Annotated in this window: 14 protein-coding genes; 6 read left to right on the top strand and 8 right to left on the bottom strand. The window is 72.6% G+C overall.

Going from position 1 to position 17,769, the window contains the following annotated elements; translation table 11 throughout:
• Window positions 1–26: 26 nt before the first annotated feature.
• The 3 genes from addA to tsaE are packed head-to-tail and all read right to left on the bottom strand — an operon-like array spanning window position 27 to window position 6,876.
• A complete protein-coding gene (addA, locus tag LG391_RS11060) occupies window positions 27–3,467 on the bottom strand; it encodes a double-strand break repair helicase AddA (protein ID WP_225768067.1) in 3,441 nt (1,146 codons plus the stop codon).
• Window positions 3,464–6,409: a double-strand break repair protein AddB gene (addB, locus tag LG391_RS11065; RefSeq protein ID WP_225768068.1), complete on the bottom strand. Its 2,946-nt coding sequence runs from the start codon at window positions 6,407–6,409 to the stop codon at window positions 3,464–3,466. The genes addA and addB overlap by 4 nt, the downstream gene beginning before the upstream one ends.
• Complete coding sequence (gene tsaE / locus LG391_RS11070; protein WP_225768069.1) at window positions 6,406–6,876, bottom strand: tRNA (adenosine(37)-N6)-threonylcarbamoyltransferase complex ATPase subunit type 1 TsaE; 471 nt, start codon at window positions 6,874–6,876, stop codon at window positions 6,406–6,408. Before tsaE ends, addB begins: the two co-directional genes overlap by 4 nt.
• A gap of 98 nt (window positions 6,877–6,974) precedes the next feature.
• Between tsaE and LG391_RS11075 the strand changes: the two genes are divergently transcribed.
• A complete protein-coding gene (locus tag LG391_RS11075) occupies window positions 6,975–7,991 on the top strand; it encodes an NAD(P)/FAD-dependent oxidoreductase (protein WP_225768070.1) in 1,017 nt (338 codons plus the stop codon).
• Between the two features lies 1 nt (window position 7,992).
• On the opposite strand, the gene LG391_RS11080 is transcribed toward LG391_RS11075, so the two are convergent.
• Window positions 7,993–8,598, bottom strand: coding sequence for a LysE family translocator (locus LG391_RS11080; protein WP_225768071.1), 606 nt, complete (start codon window positions 8,596–8,598; stop codon window positions 7,993–7,995).
• A 123-nt stretch (window positions 8,599–8,721) separates the two neighbouring features.
• Between LG391_RS11080 and LG391_RS11085 the strand changes: the two genes are divergently transcribed.
• From LG391_RS11085 to LG391_RS11095, 3 genes are all read left to right on the top strand, one after another.
• Window positions 8,722–9,345 (top strand): PAS domain-containing protein, encoded by a 624-nt coding sequence (locus tag LG391_RS11085; RefSeq protein ID WP_225768072.1) that lies wholly within the window; start codon window positions 8,722–8,724, stop codon window positions 9,343–9,345.
• 10 nt (window positions 9,346–9,355) lie between these two features.
• Window positions 9,356–10,492, top strand: coding sequence for an aminotransferase class I/II-fold pyridoxal phosphate-dependent enzyme (locus tag LG391_RS11090; RefSeq protein ID WP_225768073.1), 1,137 nt, complete (start codon window positions 9,356–9,358; stop codon window positions 10,490–10,492).
• A 77-nt stretch (window positions 10,493–10,569) separates the two neighbouring features.
• Window positions 10,570–11,532, top strand: a complete 963-nt coding sequence (locus LG391_RS11095) for a hypothetical protein (protein ID WP_225768074.1) — start codon at window positions 10,570–10,572, stop codon at window positions 11,530–11,532.
• Window positions 11,533–11,547: 15 nt separating this feature from the next.
• Here the strand turns inward: LG391_RS11095 and LG391_RS11100 are convergent, their stop codons facing one another.
• Both LG391_RS11100 and ahcY read right to left on the bottom strand, forming a co-directional pair.
• Entirely contained in the window at window positions 11,548–12,654 is a 1,107-nt protein-coding gene (locus LG391_RS11100) for a calcium-binding protein (protein WP_225768075.1), read from the bottom strand.
• Between the two features lie 195 nt (window positions 12,655–12,849).
• Window positions 12,850–14,154, bottom strand: a complete 1,305-nt coding sequence (gene ahcY, locus LG391_RS11105; RefSeq protein WP_225768076.1) for an adenosylhomocysteinase — start codon at window positions 14,152–14,154, stop codon at window positions 12,850–12,852.
• Between the two features lie 190 nt (window positions 14,155–14,344).
• Between ahcY and LG391_RS11110 the strand changes: the two genes are divergently transcribed.
• Window positions 14,345–15,112, top strand: a complete 768-nt coding sequence (locus LG391_RS11110; protein WP_225768077.1) for a DeoR/GlpR family DNA-binding transcription regulator — start codon at window positions 14,345–14,347, stop codon at window positions 15,110–15,112.
• 11 nt (window positions 15,113–15,123) lie between these two features.
• The gene (locus LG391_RS11115; RefSeq protein ID WP_225768078.1) at window positions 15,124–16,284 is read left to right on the top strand and encodes an MFS transporter; all 1,161 of its coding nucleotides are present in this window, start codon (window positions 15,124–15,126) and stop codon (window positions 16,282–16,284) included.
• Between the two features lie 6 nt (window positions 16,285–16,290).
• On the opposite strand, the gene LG391_RS11120 is transcribed toward LG391_RS11115, so the two are convergent.
• A complete protein-coding gene (locus tag LG391_RS11120; RefSeq protein ID WP_225768079.1) occupies window positions 16,291–16,683 on the bottom strand; it encodes a hypothetical protein in 393 nt (130 codons plus the stop codon).
• Between the two features lie 102 nt (window positions 16,684–16,785).
• Window positions 16,786–17,769, bottom strand: a complete 984-nt coding sequence (locus LG391_RS11125; RefSeq protein ID WP_225768080.1) for an NAD(P)-dependent oxidoreductase — start codon at window positions 17,767–17,769, stop codon at window positions 16,786–16,788.

The following is a 17,769-nucleotide window of genomic DNA, read 5'->3' on the forward strand; positions in this document are numbered from 1 at the left end:
AGGGTAGGGACCGGAACGGAACAAGGTCAAGACGATGCGCCCGGGGCATGCCGGTCCAGCGTCGCGGGCGGGAGCTCCATCAGCCTCGGACCCTCCGTCCACAACAGCGCGCAGCGCACTGTCCGGCCTGGATAAACCAGGCGAAGCGCGGCGCGGTAGGCGGCCATCTGCACCAGATAGGCGCGCGGCACCGCCTCGACGCTGGCCGGCGGCGGGCGGTTGGTCTTGTAGTCCACCACCAGCACCGAATCGGGCGTCACCACCAGCCGGTCGATCTGGCCGGACAGGGCGCGGCCCTCGACCAGGCCGACCACCGGCACCTCGGCCCGGCTGCCGGGGCCGAACAGCGCCTCGAAGCCCGGCTGGTCCAGCACCGCCAGGGTGGTGGCCACGATCTCCGCCTGCTCGGCCTCGTCGCGGCCGTGCTGCGGCCGGGCCAGGTAGCGCCGCGCCGCCGCCTCGCGCGCCTCGGGCGGCAGGTCGGGCAGCGCCTGCAGCAAGGCGTGGATCAGGGCGCCGCGGCGGAACCGGCCCTGGTCGCCGCCCTCCAGCGGCGACCGGGCCGGCGGCTCGGCCTCCGGCCGCGACGGGGTCAGCGGCCGGGTCGGGTCGGGCTCCGGCGGCGGCGGGCGGTGCAGCCAGTCCGGAGGCGGAGCCTCGGCCTCTAGGGAAGGCGCAACCGTATCGGGCCCGGCCGGCCGGTCGGCCTGCGGCCGGTGCAGGCGCAGGCCTTCGCCGTCGACGCCGTCGATCGCCACCGTCGCGGCGTCCGGCAGCGTCGCCAGACCGTCGCGGACCAGATGGTACCAGCAGCCCTCGGCCGGCTTGCCGCGCTCGGTGGCGTAGTGACCGCAGAGGTAGAGGCGGTCCTCGGCCCGCGTCAGGGCGACATAGAGCAGGCGGCGGTATTCCTGGTCGCGGCGGTGGTCGGCGCGCTCCATCGCCTCGCGATAGACCGGCGGGCGGTCGGCGGCGCGCGGCGCCCACAGCGGCACCGGCAGGGCCTCGTCGGGCCACAGGATCTTCTCCCCGGCCCGGGCGCCGCCGCGCGGCATGCCGACCAGGTCGGGCAGGATCACGATCGGCGCCTGCAGGCCCTTCGACCCGTGCACGGTCATGATCCGCACCTGGCCGTCACCCTGCTCCTGCTCGCGCTTGACCTCGGTCTCGCCGGTCTCCAGCCAGTGCAGGAAGCGCTGCAGCGACGGCGGCAGCTGCCGCTCGAAGCCCAGCGCCAGCGACAGGAACTCGTCCAGCGGGTCCTCCGCCTCCGGCCCCAGCCGGCCCAGCATGGCCCGGCGGCCGGAGATCTCGTCGCCCGGGCAGGGCCGGGCCAGCACGCCGGAGAACAGCTCGAACGGCGCCTGGAAGTCGACCCGGTCCAGGATCTCCGCCAGCCAGGCGCGGGCCGCCTTCACCGCCGGATCGGGCGACGCCGCCATCGCCGTCCACAGCGTGCCCGGCCGGCCATGGGCCAGGGCGAACAGCCGGTCGTCGTCGAACCCGATCAGCGGGCCCTTCAGCAGCTCGGCCAGGGACAGGTCGTCCTCCGGCAGCAGCAGGAAGCGGGCCAGCGCCATCAGGTCCATCACCGCCAGCTGCTCGGTCAGCACCATGCGGTCCATGCCGCCGACCGGGACATTGGCGGCCTTCAGCGCCCGCATCAGCTCGACGAAGAAGCGGTTGCGGGTGCGCACCAGGATCAGCACGTCGCCGGGCCGGATCGGGCGGCCCTGGGACTCCAGGATCGCGCCGTCGCGCAGCCAGCCGGCGATCCGGGCCGCGATCAGCCGGGCCAGCCGCGCGCCGGGGTCGCTGATGCCGCGCTGCTCGGTCGGCGGCTCCCAGGCCGGCGGCTCGTCGCTCTCGCTCGGGCCCAGCAGCGGCCACAGCTCGACCAGCCCGCCATGCAGCCGCCGCCGCTCGGACACGAAATGGCGCGGCGGCTCCGGCGCCACCCCGTCCAGCGCCGGGCCGCGGGCGAAGACGGCGTCGACCAGCTCCAGCACGGCGGAGACGGAGCGGAACGAGGTCTCCAGCGGGATGGTGTGGAACGGCCGCTCGGCCTCGCGGCTGCGGCGGTCGAACAGGCCGTGCACGCGGCTGAACTCGGCCGGGTCGGCGCCCTGGAAGCTGAAGATCGACTGCTTCTCGTCGCCGACGACGAAGACGGTGCGGTCGACATCCTCGCGGGCGCCCAGCCCGGCGAAGAACTCCGCCGTGAGCGCCTGGACCACGCGCCACTGTTCCGGGCTGGTGTCCTGCGCCTCGTCGATCAGCACGTGGTCGATGCCGCCGTCCAGCTTGAACAGCACCCAGGCGGACTTGCCCGGCCGCTCCAGCAGGTCGCCGGCCTGCAGGATCAGGTCGTCATAGTCCAGCAGGGTCCGCCGCGCCTTCTCCGCCCGGTAGCGCTCGATCAGCGCCGCGCCCAGGGTCAGCAGGGCGGCGGTGGCGTCGGCGGTCTCGGCGGCGCGCAGCCGCTCGGTCAGGGCCAGGATGCGGTCGGCCTCGGCCATCAGCGCGTCCAGCACGCCGGGCATGGCGGCGACGGCCTTGGTCGCCAGCGTCTTGTAGACCGTGCCCTCCTTGGTCAGGAAGGCGCGCAGATAGTCACCCCAGCGTCCGACGCGGCCGTCGGCGTTCTCCAGCCAGTTGGCGATAGCGGTGCCGCGGTCCTGGTCCTTGGTCGCGCTGCTGTTCAGCAGGGCATAGGCCGCGGCGCGCACCGCGTCGCAATCCAGGGCCGAATCGGCGCAGGCGTCGCGCAGCAGGCTGTCGGCGGTGGCGCCCGCGGGCAGGTCCAGCAGGGCGCGGATCTGCGCCACCAGCGGGGCCAGCCCGCCATGCTCGTCCAAGAGGCGGGTCAGCTGGCCGCGCTCGGCCACCAAAGCGCGCACGATCTCACTGAACTCGTCGGCACCGACCGAGGCGGCGACCCGGTCCACCGCCCAGCCCAGGTCGTCATCCGCCAGCACCTGGCGGCGCACCCGCTCCAGCATCTCGGCGGCGCTGCGGTCGTCGATCAGCTCGAATTGCGGTGGCAGCCCGGCCTCGACCGGGAAACGGCGCAGCAGCGACTGGCAGAAGCTGTGCACGGTCTGGATGCGCATGCCGCCGGGCACGTCCAGCACCCGGGCGAACAGGCGCCGCGCCTCGGTCTGCACCGCGGTCGTCGGCGGCGCGCCCATCAGGTCGGCCAAGGCCAGCTGCAGCGCGTCGTCCGGCATCGTCGCCCAGCGCGCCAGGGTGGCGGCGATGCGGTTGGCCATCTCCGCCGCGGCGGCGCGGGTGAAGGTGATGCACAGGATGCGGTCGGGCGGCGTGCCGGCCAGCATCAGCCGCAGCACCCGGTCGGTCAGCACCTTGGTCTTGCCGGTGCCGGCCGAGGCGCCGACCCAGACCGAATGCTGGGGGTCGGAGGCACGGCGCTGCGTCGCCGTGGGATCAGGGCGGATCGCGCTCATCCCTCGCCCCCTCCCGCCGACCATTCCTTGTCCCGGGCCAGATGGGCGTAGTCGGAGAAGCGCGGCGCCAGGCCGCGCGGCTGGGACAGATACGGCGTCTCCGGCAGGTCGAAGCGGGCGATCAGCCCCATCAGCCCGCCCAGCGCCTGGTCGGCCAGGGCGGCGAGGTCGCCCTCGGCCGGCTTCACCGGCTTGATCTCGCCGGCCGTGGCGGCGCCGGACAGGCGCCAATGCTCCAGCCCGGCCACCGGCACGCCCTCGGGCACGCCGGGGAAGCCGCCGTCGCGGATCATCATCGCCTCCAACGGCAGCTGCGGCTGGTGGCCGGCCAGGATCTGCTCGTTCGACGGCACCACGCCGGTCTTGTAGTCGACCACCACCAGCCCGTCCGGTCCCCGGTCGATGCGGTCGGCGACGCCGGACAGGGCGAAGGGCCCGCCCGGGGCGGGCAGGGTGACCAGCCCCTTCTGCTCGGTCAGGATGGCGCGCCGCCCGGCCGCACGCAGCCGTGCCTCGGTCTCGACGAACCAGGCGGCGATGCGGGCGAAGCGCGGCCACCAGAAAGTGCGGATGTCCGGACCCGGCGGCAGCCTGGCGAACTCCGCCCGGCCCAGCGCCAGCAGCCGGTCCAGCGCGTCCGGCGGCAGCGTGTCGGGATGGGCCTGCAGGAAGGCGGCCAAAGCGGCATGGATCGCGGTGCCGCGCTCCGACGCCCCGGGCTCGGCCTCGATCGGGTCCAGCGGCGAGAGATTCAGCACCATCCGGGCGTAGATGGCATAGGGATCCTGCATCCAGACCGAGATCTGGGTGACCGACAGGCGCCGCGGCCGGGCCGCGACCGGCGGCTTCGGCCGGGGCGGCGCCACCGGCCGCACCGCCTCCGGCTCGTCGATGTGGCGGGCCAAGGCGCGCCAGTCGCGCGCCGGCGGCGCCAGGGCCAGCCCGGCGCCGTCCAGCACCGCCTGCAGCCGCAAGAGCCAGCGCGACGGCACGGTCGGCGTGCCCTCCACCTTCTCCGCCCGGGTCAGGATGACCTCGGCGCCGGCGGCGGCCTGGGCGAAGTCGTTGGCGGCCAGGCCGATCCGCCGCTCCGGCGCCGGCAGGCCGAACTGCCGCCGCATCGGCCGCGACAGCCAGGGGTCGGCGGCGGGCGCGGCCGGCCAGGTGCCCTCGTTTAGCCCGCCCAGCACGATGCGGTCGAACCGCGCCATCCGCGCCTCGACCGGGCCCAGGATCGCCAGCCGCGGGTGCCGGCCCCAGCGCGGCCGCACCACCGCTCCGTCCATCATCGCCTCGAACAGTCCGGGCCAGTCCTGGCCGGGGATCGCCGGGAAGCCGTCGAAGCCGGCCAGCAGCTCGTCCATCAGGGTCTGCGCCGCCTCGCCGTCCTCGGCCCGCCACAGCCGGGCCGGGCCGGGCTCGGCATCGGTGGCGGCCAGGGCCTCGGCGCATTCGATGTGCAGCCGCAGCAGCTCGGCCGGGGACTGTGACTCCTCGCGCACCGCGGCGACGAAGGGGCCGAGGATGCCGCCCACCTTGTCCAGCCAGCCGGCCAGCGCCGGGCCGCCGCCGCCGGCGGCCAGCGCCGCCTTCAGGCCGGCGATGCCCGGCTCCGGCGCCGGGCCGCGCAGCACCTCGCGCTCGAGCCGCCGCAGCGCCTCGCGGAACAAGCCGATCGGCTCACCGCCGGCCGCCAGCGGGTGCTTCAGCAGCGCCAGCACCGACAGCGGCGAGGCGTCGCGGAAGGCGACGTCGCCGGCCAGCCGCAGATAGGCGCCGACCGGAGTGTCGGCCAGCGGCCGGCCGGCCGAATCGTCGACCGCCACCTGCCAGCGGGTGAGGTGGGCCGCCACCCGGCGGGCCAGGTCGCGGTCCGGCGTTACCAGCGCGGCGGTGCGGCCGGGCGTCTCCAGCACCTCGCGCAGCAGCAGGGCGATCACGCCCGCCTCCTCCTGCGCCGTGGCGCAGTCGATCCGGGCGAGGCCGGCCAGCGCCGCGGCGTCCAGCCCGGCCGGGCTGCGCCAGGCGTCGGTGGTGGCGGCGGGCCGCATCACCTCGCGCAGCAGCACCGTGCGGTCGGGACCGCCCGGGCCCGGGGCGGGCCAGTCGGCGACCGCCGTCCGGTCGACGCCCAGCCCCTCCAGCATCCGCTTCAGCGGCTGCTGCGGGTGGCCGTCGTCGAGCTGATCCCAGCTCTCGCCGTCCATGCCCCGGTCCAGCCCGGGCAGCACCAGCGCGCCCTGCGGCAGCGACGCGACGACGCGCAGCAGCTCGATCTCGGCCGGGTTGGTGCCCAAGAGGCCGGCGGCGATCACCGGGGCAGCCGGCGGCGCGGCCTTCCACGCCTCGGCCTGGGCCAGGGTCAGCCGGCTGCGCCATTCGGCGGGGTCCAGGGCGTCGCGCTCGCGCAGCACCTCGGGCCAGGTCTCGGTGACGATTCGCAGGAAGCGCAGCGTCTCCTGCCAATGCTCGGCCAGCTCTTCCGGCACCAGCCCGTCCAGCCGGTCGAAGCCGAGTCCCTCGGCCTGCACCTCGTCCAGCAGCCGGGCCAGCGCCGCCGCCAGATGCATCGCCTGGTCGGCGCCCACCTCCTGATCCCGGCGCGCCAGGACCAGCTGCGCCAGCAGGATCTGCCGCTGCCGGGGCGCGATCGCCGGCGGCAGGTCCAGTGCCTCGGCCACCGCCGGGGTCTCGCCCGCCGCCAGGCCCAGCGCATCGGCGTCGATGTCGCCGACCGGCAGCAGCCGGGGCAGCAGCAGGGGTTTGCCCTCCGCCGCGCGCAGGAAGGCGTCGCGCAGCGTGGTCCCGGCCCTGCGGCCCGGCAGCAGCACGGTCATGGCGCCCAGCGCCAGCGGGTCGCCCGCCGCTTGCGCCAGCAGGCCGCGGGCCAGGGCGTCGGCGACGCCGCCGCCGGCCGCGATCGTGTACACGCGCGCGGTCATGCGCCCTCGCGCAGGGCCCGCGCCAGGGCCGCGCCGCGGCCGCCCAGGCCGGTGACGGTGGCGATGCGCCCGTCGGCCGGGCCGTGGGACAGCTCGATCTTCAGCCGGTCGGCGGGGACCAGCGGGCCCAGCCGGTCCGGCCATTCCACCAGGCAGATGCCCAGCCGCGCCTCGTCCCAGCCCAGCTCCAGCACCTCCTCCGGCGCTGCCAGCCGGTACAGGTCGAAATGCCACAGCAGGCCGGCCGGCAGGTCGTAGGACTGGACCAGGGTGAAGGTCGGGCTCGGCACCTCGAGCTCCGGCTCGCCCGCGGCGGTGCGGATCAGGGCCCGGGCCAGGAAGGACTTGCCGGCGCCGAGGTCGCCGGCCAGGAGAACGATGTCGCCGGGCCGCAACAGCGCCGCCAGGCACGCCGCCAGGGCTTCGGTCGCGGCTTCGTCCGGCAGGTCGAGGGTGAATCGGAACATCGGCCGATTGTTCGCACAGCCCGTCCGTTGCGTCACCCCCGTGCACGGCGGCACGGAACCGGCTATCCCTGGGGAGTCTGGATCACCGGAGGACCACCATGCCGACCCCGCACCGCACCGACGTCGCCATCATCGGGGCCGGCCCGGTCGGGCTGTTCGCGGTGTTCGAATGCGGCATGCTGAAGATGAAATGCCACGTCGTTGACGTGCTGGACGTCCAGGGCGGGCAATGCGCCGCCCTCTATCCGGAGAAGCCGATCTACGACATCCCCGGCCAGCCGCGGATCGAGGCGGCGGAGCTGATCGACCGGCTGGTGGCGCAGGCCGCGCCCTTCGCCCCGGTCTACCATCTCGGCCAGCGGGTCGAGACCCTGGCGCGGCAGCCGGACGGCCGCTGGCTGGTCGGCACCAGCGCCGGCACGCAGATCGACGCCGCGGCGGTGATCGTCGCCGCCGGGGTCGGCGCCTTCGGCCCGAATCGGCCGCCGCTGGCCGGGATCGAGGCCTATGAGAACACCTCGGTCTTCTACATGGTGACGCGGAAGGAGGCGCTGCGCGGCAAGCGGGTGGTGGTGGCCGGCGGCGGCGACAGCGCGCTGGACTGGTCGATCCTGCTGGCCGACATCGCCGCCAAGGTCATGGTGGTGCACCGGCGCGACAAGTTCCGCGGCGCGCCGGACAGCGTGGCCAAGCTGCACGCCCTGGCGGAGGCCGGGACGATCGAGTTGGTCACGCCCTACCAGCTGCACGGGCTGGAGGGGGCAGGCGGGCAGCTCTCCGCCGTCACCGTGGCGACGCTGGACGGCGAGGTGCGGCGGCTCGACGCCGACGTGCTGCTGCCCTTCTTCGGCCTGTCGATGAATCTGGGGCCGATCGCGGAGTGGGGCCTGGCGCTGGACCGGAACCACATCGCCATCGACCAGGCGACGGCGGCGACCAGCGCGCCCGGCATCTTCGCGGTCGGCGACATCGCCACCTATCCGCACAAGCTGAAGCTGATCCTGACCGGCTTCGCCGAGGCCGCCTCCGCCGCCCACGCCATCCACCCGCTCGCCCATCCGGGCGAGGTGCTGCATTTCGAGTATTCGACCACGTCCGGGGTGCCGTCGGCTTGAGTCAGCCGATCAGCTCCGCCGCGATCGGGTACAGCGAGGCGACCAGCAGCAGGGCCATGCCGACATTGAAGGCGCGGACCGCGGCGGGGGCGTGCAGCACCCGGCGCAGCGCCGTGCCGAACAGGGCCCAGCAGCCGACGCTGGGCAGGTTCACCAGCCCGAACACCACGGTGACGATCGCCAGGTTGCCCAGGAATCCCGCCTGCGGCGTGTAGGTGGCGATGGCGCCGACCGCCATCACCCAGGCCTTGGGGTTGACCCATTGGAACGCCGCGGCCTCCAGGAAGGTCATCGGCCGTCCGGCCTCGCCGCCGGCGGCAATTGGCCCGGAGCGCGCGATCTTCCAGGCGAGAACCAGCAGATAGGCGGCGCCGCCGTATTTCAACAGCTCGTACAGCAGCGGCCAGGCGGCGAAGGCGGCGCCCAGCCCCAGCCCGACCGCCGCCACCATCACCGTGAAGCCGGCGGCGATGCCGACCATGTGCGGCACCGTGCGGCGGAAGCCGAAGCTGAGGCCGGAGGCGGTCAGCATGATGTTGTTCGGCCCCGGCGTGATCGAGGTGACGAAGGCGAACAGGACGAAGGAGGAGAGCAGCTCGGGCGTCATAGCAGCAGGATGGCGCGGCTGCAGAATTGGTACAATCAGAACATTGTCTCGAACAATCCCGCGATGGAACGGGATCAATCTTCATGCTAGACTCATATAAACTGTCTGATTTAGACAATTTGTATGACATGGTCTTCCCGATACGACGCGATTGCCGAAGCGATCGCCGCCCTGCTCGGCCCCGAAGCCGAGGTGGTGCTGCACGATCTCGCCACCGACACGATCCTGCGGATCGTCAACCCGCTGTCGCGCCGCGAGGCCGGCGACCCATCGTTGCTGGACCTGGAGGAGGGCGACCTGGCGCCCGGCCGCAGCGTGCTCGGCCCCTATGAGAAGGCCGGGCCGTCCGGTGACCGGATCCGCTCGGTCAGCGCCGTGCTGCCGGGCGATGACGGCCGGCCCGCCGGGCTGCTCTGCGTCAATCTCGGGCTCGGACGCGTCGACGCCGCGGCCCGCCTGCTGGCCGGGCTGTTCCCGCCGCCCGCGCCGCGGCCGGAGCCGCTGTTCCGCCGCGACTGGCGCGAGGCGATCAACCTGATCCTGCGCGACCGCCTGGCCGCTGCGGGCCTGTCCGCCGATCGGCTCGACCGCGCCGGGCGCATCGCCCTGGTCGCCGCGATCGATGCCGAAGGCCTGTTGGAGATGCGTCACGCCGCGGCCTATGTCGCGGCCCAGCTCGGCATCTCCCGCGCCACCCTTTACGCCGACCGGGCCGCGGCCCGGGCCCGGTCTCAAGCTGCCGCCTGAGGAGTTCCCGATGTTCCTGCCCGAATTCGCGCTCGAAGCCTATTTCGCGCGCTGGGATTCCCCCGCCCGCCACAATCTCTGCGCCTCCGACATGCAGTCGCTGACGCTGGCCGATCTGCTGGCCCTCGGCACGCCGCAGCAGCGCGAGGCCTGGGACCGGCTGTGGCTCGGCTACACCGAGACGGCCGGGGCGCCGTCGCTGCGGGCCGCGATCGCCGGGATGTATGCCGGGCTCGAGGCCGACGACGTCGCGGTCACGGTCGGGGCGGGGGAGGCGATCTTCCAGTCGGTGCGGGCGCTGCTGGGGCCGGACGACCACGCGGTGACGCTGATCCCGAACTACCAGTCGCTCGAGGCGGTGGCCGCAAGCGTCTGCGCCGTCACCGGCGTGCCGCTGGAGCCCGACCCCGGCGCGGCGGGCGGCTGGTCGCTCGACCCGGGCCGGATCGCCGCGGCGCTGCGGCCGAACACCAAAGCCATCATCCTGAACCTGCCGCACAACCCGACCGGCTGGCTGCCGCCGCGGCCGGTGTTCGACGCCGTCGTCGACATCGCCCGGTCGCGCGGGATCTGGATCCTGTCGGACGAGGTCTATCACGGGCTGGAGCGGCGCGAGGAGGACCGCCTGCCGCCGGCGGTCGAGCTGTATGAGCGCGCCCTGTCGATCGGGGTGCTGTCCAAGACCTACGGCCTGCCCGGGCTGCGCCTCGGCTGGGTCGCCTGCCGCGACCGCGAGCTCTTGCGCCGGATCGTGCGGCAGAAGGACTACACCACGCTCTGCGCCCCGGCGCCGAGCGAGGCGCTGGGCGAGATCGCGATCGGCGCGCGCGACCATCTGGTGGCGCGCAGCCGGGCGCTGGTGGCCCGGAACCTGCCGCTGCTCGACGCCTTCTTCGCCCGCCATGCCGACCGGTTCGAGTGGCAGGTGCCGGCGGCCGGCTGCATCGCCTATCCGCGGTATCTCGGCGGCGAAGGGGTGGACGCCTTCGCCGACGACCTGGTCGAACGCTCGGGCGTGCTGCTGCTGCCGGCACGGGTCTCCCGCTCCGCCCTCGGCCGGGTGCCGGCGGACCGGTTCCGCATCGGCTTCGGCCGGGCCGACCTGCCGCAGGCGCTCGAAGCCTTCGAGGCGCATCTCGGCGCCTGACGGCGCTGCGACGCGATGGCGGGAGGCGCGGCGGGGCCGCAGCGTGTAGGGTGCGGCCGGATCACCGGGAAGAGATCATGCTGCGCCGTCTCGCCTTCGCCCTTCTGCTGCTGCCGGCCCTGCCCGCGGCGGCGGCCGACCAGACCCTCGGCACCTTCCACGGCACGGTCGCGGGCACCGGCGGCGAGACCGAAAAGATCGAGGGCTTCGCCCTGGCGGTGAAGGACGACCGCGGCCGCTTCGTGGTCGGCATGACCGCGACCGGCGAAGGGGTGATCCGCGCCCGCCAGATCCAGCTGCTGCTGCCGGCCGATGTCGCGCCGGGCGATCTTCCGGTCGGCAGCTACGATTCGGCCCGGCACGACAAGGACGGCAAGGCCGCCGGCGCGCTGTACCTCGCCATCGGCGCGGACGGGTCGCGGGTGCGCGACTGCCGCCTGGTGCCGCAGGGCACGGTCGAGGTCTCGGCCGTCTCGCCCTTCGCCGGCACGCTGAACTTCACCTGCCGCGATTCGGCCGAGGCGACGCTGTCGCTGACCTTCGACGCGGTGCCGGTCGACCCGAACCAGGTGGTGCCGTCCGAGCCGGCCGCGGCCTCGGCCGGCCCGGGCCGGGTCAGCACCAAGGTCGGCGCGCCAGTCAACGCCACCATCACCGGCACCGGCTCGGCCAAGCGCCAGGCCGCCGGCAGCCGTCTCCTGATGCTGTATCTGGAGCAGGAGCGCGAGGTCCACGGCGCCAAGCAGATGATGCCGGTCGGCGCCGTGGTGGTCGCGCTGCCGAAGGATGCGGCTCTCGGCGCGCACGACCTGAAGCCGTTCTCCCGGGCGGTTGCGGCCGACAAGTCGGCGACCGATTACGGCGTGTCCTTCAGCCTGGAGGCGGGGGACGGCTCGATCGCCGGCTGCGACCAGGCGGCGAGCGGCACGCTGACCCTGACCGGCCTCGATCCCCTCGCCGGCTCGGCCCGCTTCACCTGCGCCGACCAGAACGACCTGTCGGTCGAGAGCGATTTCGACGGCATCCCGACGACCGACTGACGGTCGGTCCGGCCCCTAAAGCACGAAGTCGCTCGCCACCAGGGCCACGCTGCCGATCAGGACGATCTGGAAGTCGGAGGTGCCGTCGCCGTTGAGGTCGCCCCCGATCGTCGTGGTCGAGCCGGAAACGGCATAGCGCAGCTCGCCGGCATGAAGGGTGTACGGCGCGGTGCCGATGAAGGAGAAGGACTGGTTGCCGGCCACGGCCGAGTTGGCATCGATGGCCGCGAGGTCGATGACGTCGTCCTGGGCGTGGCTGAAATCGGTGATCCGGTCGGCATTGGCGCCGGTCGCACTGTGGCTGGCGGCCGTGAAGGCGAAGCGGTCGGCCCCGCCGCCGCCGGTCAGCGTATCCTTGCCGGCCCAGCCGTTCAGCCCGTTGGCGGCCGAGGTCCCGACCAGGGTGTCGCCGCCGTTGCCGCCCCTGACATTCTCGATGCCGAGATAGGTGTCTCCCTGCGCGTTGCCGCCGCTGCCGACCCCGGTGGCAAGGTTCACGGTCACGGCCACGCTGTCCTCGGTGTAGATGACGGCGTCGATGCCGTTGCCGCCGACGAGGACGTCCGGGCCGGCCCCTCCGTTCAGCACGTCGTTGCCGTCGCCGCCCGACAGGAAATCGGCCCCGCCATTGCCGGTCAGCGTGTTGGCGGCGGCGTTGCCGACCAGCGTGTCGGCCGCGCCGCCGCCGGTCGCGTTGATGTTGGCGCTGCCGGTCAGGATCAGGCGTTCGACGAATTGCGGCAGGGTGTAGGAGACGCTGGCATGGATCGTGTCGGTGCCGTCCGACGCCGCATATTCCGTGATCGTATCGCCGGCCGAGTCGACGACATAGGTGTCGTCGCCGAAATTGCCGATCAGGGAGTCGGCGCCCGTGCCGCCGTTGAGATAGTCGTCGCCGCCGCCGCCATCCATGGTGTCGGCTTCGGAGCCGCCGTAGACGATGTCGTTGTCGGCCCCGGCCTGGATGGTGTCGGCTCCGGCGTCGCCGTAGATCAGGTCGTTGCCGGAGCCGGCCTGGATCTGGTCGTTGCCGGCGAGCCCGCGGAAGATGTCGTCGCCGTTGTCGTCGGAACCGAAGGGCGGAAGAGAATCGTCGCCGTTCGTGCCGGTGAACGTCGTCATGAGGCCTCCGTCAAATAGGATGAAATATCGGTTTCTGTGGCGAGAGGGATCGTGGACGGGGGCGGCGGCCGGGTTTGGGCGCAAATGCGTTGAATCTGAGATTTCCGTTGCGGCGCGATGACGAAGGCTTTCGCCGCCGTGACGAAAAAAAGCCCCCGCCGGAGGGCGGGGGCTGTTCGGGTCGATCGGAGCCGATCAGTAGCGGTAGTGGTCCGGCTTGTACGGACCCTGCGTCGGCACGCCGATGTATTCGGCCTGCTTCGGGGTCAGCTGGGTCAGCTTGGCGCCGATCTTCTCCAGATGCAGCGCCGCGACCTTCTCGTCGAGGTGCTTCGGCAGGACGTAGACCTTGCGCTCGTAGTTGGCGTGGTTCTGCCACAGCTCGATCTGCGCCAGCACCTGGTTGGTGAAGCTGGCCGACATCACGAAGCTGGGGTGGCCGGTGCCGCAGCCGAGGTTCACCAGGCGGCCCTTGGCCAGGACGATCAGGCGCTTGCCGTCCGGGAACACCACCTCGTCGACCTGCGGCTTGACCTCCTCCCACTTGTAGTTGCGGAGGGCGTCGATCTGGATCTCGCTGTCGAAGTGGCCGATGTTGCTGACGATGGCGCGGTCCTTCATCTGCCGCATGTGGTCGAGCGTGATGACGTCGATGTTGCCGGTCGCGGTGACGAAGATGTCGCCGATCGGCGCCGCCTCTTCCATGGTCACGACCTGATAGCCTTCCATCGCCGCCTGCAGGGCGTTGATCGGGTCGATCTCGGTGACCAGCACGCGGGCGCCCTGGCTGCGCAGCGAGGCGGCCGAGCCCTTGCCCACGTCGCCGTAGCCGGCGACGACCGCGACCTTGCCGGCCATCATCACGTCGGTGGCGCGCTTGATGCCGTCGACCAGGCTCTCGCGGCAGCCGTAGAGATTGTCGAACTTCGACTTGGTGACGCTGTCGTTGACGTTGATGGCGGGGACCTTGAGGGTGCCCTTCTTCATCATCTCATACAGGCGGTGCACGCCCGTGGTCGTCTCCTCGGACAGGCCGCGGACCTCGGCCAGCAACTCCGGATACTTGTCGTGCATGATCTGGGTGACGTCGCCGCCATCGTCCAGGATCATGTTCGGGGTCCAGCCGCCCGGGCCGCGCAGCGTCTGCTCGATGCACCACCAGAACTCCTCCTCGGTCTCGCCCTTCCAGGCGAAGACCGGGACGCCGGCGGCGGCGACCGCCGCGGCGGCCTGGTCCTGGGTCGAAAAGATGTTGCAGGACGACCAGCGCACCGTGGCGCCCAGCGCGGTCAGCGTCTCGATCAGCACCGCGGTCTGGATGGTCATGTGCAGGCAGCCGACGATGCGGGCGCCCTTCAGCGGCTGCGACGGGCCGAACTCCTGCCGCAGCGCCATCAGGCCGGGCATCTCGGTCTCGGCGATCGCGATCTCCTTGCGGCCCCAGTCGGCGAGGCTGATGTCCTTGACCTTGTAGTCGGTGAAGGTGGCGGCGTCGGGCATCGGGTGCTCCTCGAGGCAATGCGGAATTGCCGCAGGGTGTAGCAGCCGGGCCCGTCCGCCACAAGCATAAAGATATCTTTATGTATTTGATTTCGCCTCGGATCTGCAGAAGAGGCAGGAGAGCATATTCTGCCGGCTGTTGCGTGTTTCTGCCTGATCGTGCAGGATCGGGCAAAATCAGGCATCGCCCATGACCGACATCCTGCTGCCGGAGGAGCGGCGCCGCCGCCTCCTCGACCTCCTCGCCCTCGACGGCAAGATCCTGGCCACCGCGGCCAGCGCCGCGCTCGGCGTGTCCGAGGATACGATCCGGCGCGACCTCAACGACCTGGCCCGTGCCGGCGCGGTGCGCCGCGTCCACGGCGGGGCGCTGCCGCTCACCCCTGCCGCCGGCACCTTCACCACCCGGGCCCGCGAGCATCCGGAGGCCAAGGCCATGCTCGGCCGGGTGGCGGCCGGGCTGATCCGGCCGGGCGAGGTGGTGCTGCTCGACAGCGGCACCACCATGCTGGCGGTGGCCGAGGCGCTGCCGCCCGACCTGCGGGCCACCATCGTCACGCCCAGCCTGCCGGCGGCGCTGGCCCTGACCCGGCACCCGGCGGTGGAGGTGGTGCTGCTCGGCGGCCGGGTCGACAAGGCCGACCAGGCCACCGTCGGCACCTCGGTGCTGGCGGCGCTCGACGGCCTGCGCGCCGATCTCTGCCTGCTCGGGGTCTGCAGCCTGGATGTCGAGGCCGGGCTCGGCGGCATGGACCATGAGGAGGCGCTGGTGAAGCGGCGCATGGCCGGCTGTGCCGGCCGGGTCGCCGCCGCGGTCACCGCCGACAAGCTGGGCACCGCCGCCCCCTTTCCGATCCTGCCGATCACGCGGTTGAACGCGTTGATCACGGAGAAGGCGGCCGACACCGCCCTTCTGGCCGCCTATCGCCAGGCCGGCCTTACCCTGATTCTCGCCTGACCGGAGCCGACATGACCAGCCTTGCCCAGACCGAGGGCTCGACCGCCGACCTCCGTGGCGCGCGCCTCGCCACCCGCGCCATGTTCCTGATCTGCGGCACCGTCACCGCCAGCTGGGCGCCGCAGGTGCCGCTGGCCAAGGCCCGGCTCGGGATCGACGACGGCGTGCTGGGCCTGGCCCTGCTCGGCATGGGCGCCGGGGCGATGGTGGCGATGCCGCTGGCCGGCTTTCTCGCCGCCCGCTTCAGCAGCCGGCTGATCACGGCGCTCGGCGGGCTGGTGATCTGCCTGTCGCTGCCGCTGATCATCCTGGCGCCGGATGCCCTGATGCTCGGCCTGGCCCTGTTCCTGTTCGGCGCCGCCACCGGGTCGATGGACGTGGCGATGAACGTCCAGGCCGCGGCGGTCGAGGCGCGCGGCGGGCGGCCGCTGATGTCCTCCTTCCACGGCATGTTCAGCGTCGGCGGGCTGATCGGCGCCGGCGGCGCCAGCCTGCTGCTCGGGCTCGGCCTGTCGCCCCTGGCGGTGGCCCTGATCGTCAGCGGCCTGATGCTGGCGCTGCTGGCGGTCCAGGCCGGGTCGATGCTGCCGCCGGAGCGCGGCGCCGCCCAGGCCGGGATGCGCTTCGCCCTGCCGCGCGGCATCGTGCTGGTGCTCGGCCTGCTGACCTTCGTGCTGTTCCAGGCCGAGGGCGCGGTCCTGGACTGGAGCGCCGTGTTCCTGCACGAGAGCCGCGGCCAGGATCCGGCGGTGGCCGGGCTCGGCTATGCCATGTTCGCCGTGGCGATGGCGGTGATGCGGCTGGCCGGCGACGGCATCACCAGCCGCTTCGGCGGCGAGGCCGTGGTCCGGCTCGGCTCCGCCCTGGCGGCGGCCGGATTCCTGCTGGCGATCCTGGCGCCCTGGCCGGCGGCCGGGCTGATCGGCTTCGCCCTCGTCGGGGTCGGCGCCGCCAATGTCGTGCCGGTGCTGTTCAGCGCCGCCGGCCGGGTGCCTGGCATGGCCCCGGGGCTGGCGATCTCGACCATCGCCACGCTCGGCTATTGCGGCATCCTGGTCGGCCCGGCGGCTATCGGCTTCATCGCCGACCATCTCGGCCTGCCGGCCGCTCTCGGGATCGTGGCCGCCCTGCTGGTCGCGACCGCGGCCTCGGCGCGGGCGGTTCGGGTCTAGGGCGGGCTAAACCCTCCGCAGCTCGACGACTGTCGAAGCCAGAGTGCCGACGTGGTGCCGGTCGGTCGGGGAACTGGCGGAGCCCGATGCGGCCGGGACCGGCCTGTTGCCATCCGGCAGGGCGGCGGTGACGAAGACTCCGCTCAGCCCGGCGATCGTGGCGACGACGTCGCGGCGCAGCTCGGGGGCCAGATGGCCGGCATCGATCGCGGCCTCGACCCGCGCCAGCAGGCCTTCCAATTCCAGGATCTGGTTCTTGCCGGCTGTCGGGCTGCGCATCAGCGATGTACATTTCCGGCCCAGCCAATCGGCAAGGTCGTCGGCGTCGCTCAGGGCGATCGGCGACCGGTTCTCATCCCGGATCCAGATCGCCGGCGTGATGTGAACGGAGCCATGCATGCCTGTTCCCCAGGTGCGAGTCGGCATCATGCAGTTTTGTGTAAAATACTATGCGATGCAAGGAGCGAATGCGTTTTATTCACGCAAGGAGCCGTCCTCGGCTCAGCCAACCGGGTAGGGCCCCTCGATGAAGGTTTCGGCATGGTAGCCCTTCGATCCGACCAGCCGGGCCAGCGGGCTCCACAACGCGCCGCCCGTCCGTAGCCGGTCGATCACGGCCCGGAAGTCGTGACGGGGCTGCCAGCCCAGCTCGGCGCGGGCCCGGTCGTTGACATAGACCCGGTCGATGCTTGGCAGCATGCGCCAGCCGCGGCGGGCATATTCCGCCTCATGGCCGGGGACATGTCGCCGCACCACCGCCGGTGCATCGCGGCGCAGCTCCGCAAGGTCCTCCGGCCGGAACGGCGTGGTGGCGCTGACGATGTAGCGGCCGAAGCCGATCGCCGGCGCCTTCTGCAGCGCCAGCAGATGGGCGTCGACGACATCCTCGATGTCGACCCGCCGGAACAGGAACTCGTTGGCCTTCAGGTTGTCGTCGGCATAGGCCGCGCGCTTGGTCCCGTCGTCGTCGGCCTCGGGGAAGAAGCGCGAGGTCCGCAGCACCAGGCAGGGCAGGCTCTGGTTGCGATGGAACAGCTGGCACAGGTCTTCGGCCGCGGCCTTGGTGACGCCGTAGATGTTCTTCGGCACCGGCACGACATCCTCGGTCACCCAGGCGGCCGGGGCCTCCGGGGGCGGCACCAGGGCGTCACCGAACACGCTGGTGGTGCTGGTGAAGACGAAGGCGCCGACACCCGCGGCCGCGGCCTCCTCCAGCAGGTTCAGCGTGCCGGTGACGTTGGTGTCAACGAAGTCCTGCCGGCCATGGGTGGCGACATGCGGCTTGTGCAGCGTGGCGGCGTGCAGCACCGCCTCGATCCCCGCCATCGCCTGCCGCACGACGGCGCGGTCGGCGACCGAGCCGACCTGTGCCGTGAACGGCCCGGGCAGGATGTCGAGGCCGACCGCCTCATGCCCCCGGTCCCGCAGGCTGCGGACCAGCGCCTCGCCGAGATGGCCGGAACTGCCGGTGACCAGGACTCTCAT

Origin of the sequence: Inquilinus sp. Marseille-Q2685, assembly GCF_916619195.1 — a bacterium.
Lineage (GTDB): Bacteria > Pseudomonadota > Alphaproteobacteria > DSM-16000 > Inquilinaceae > Inquilinus.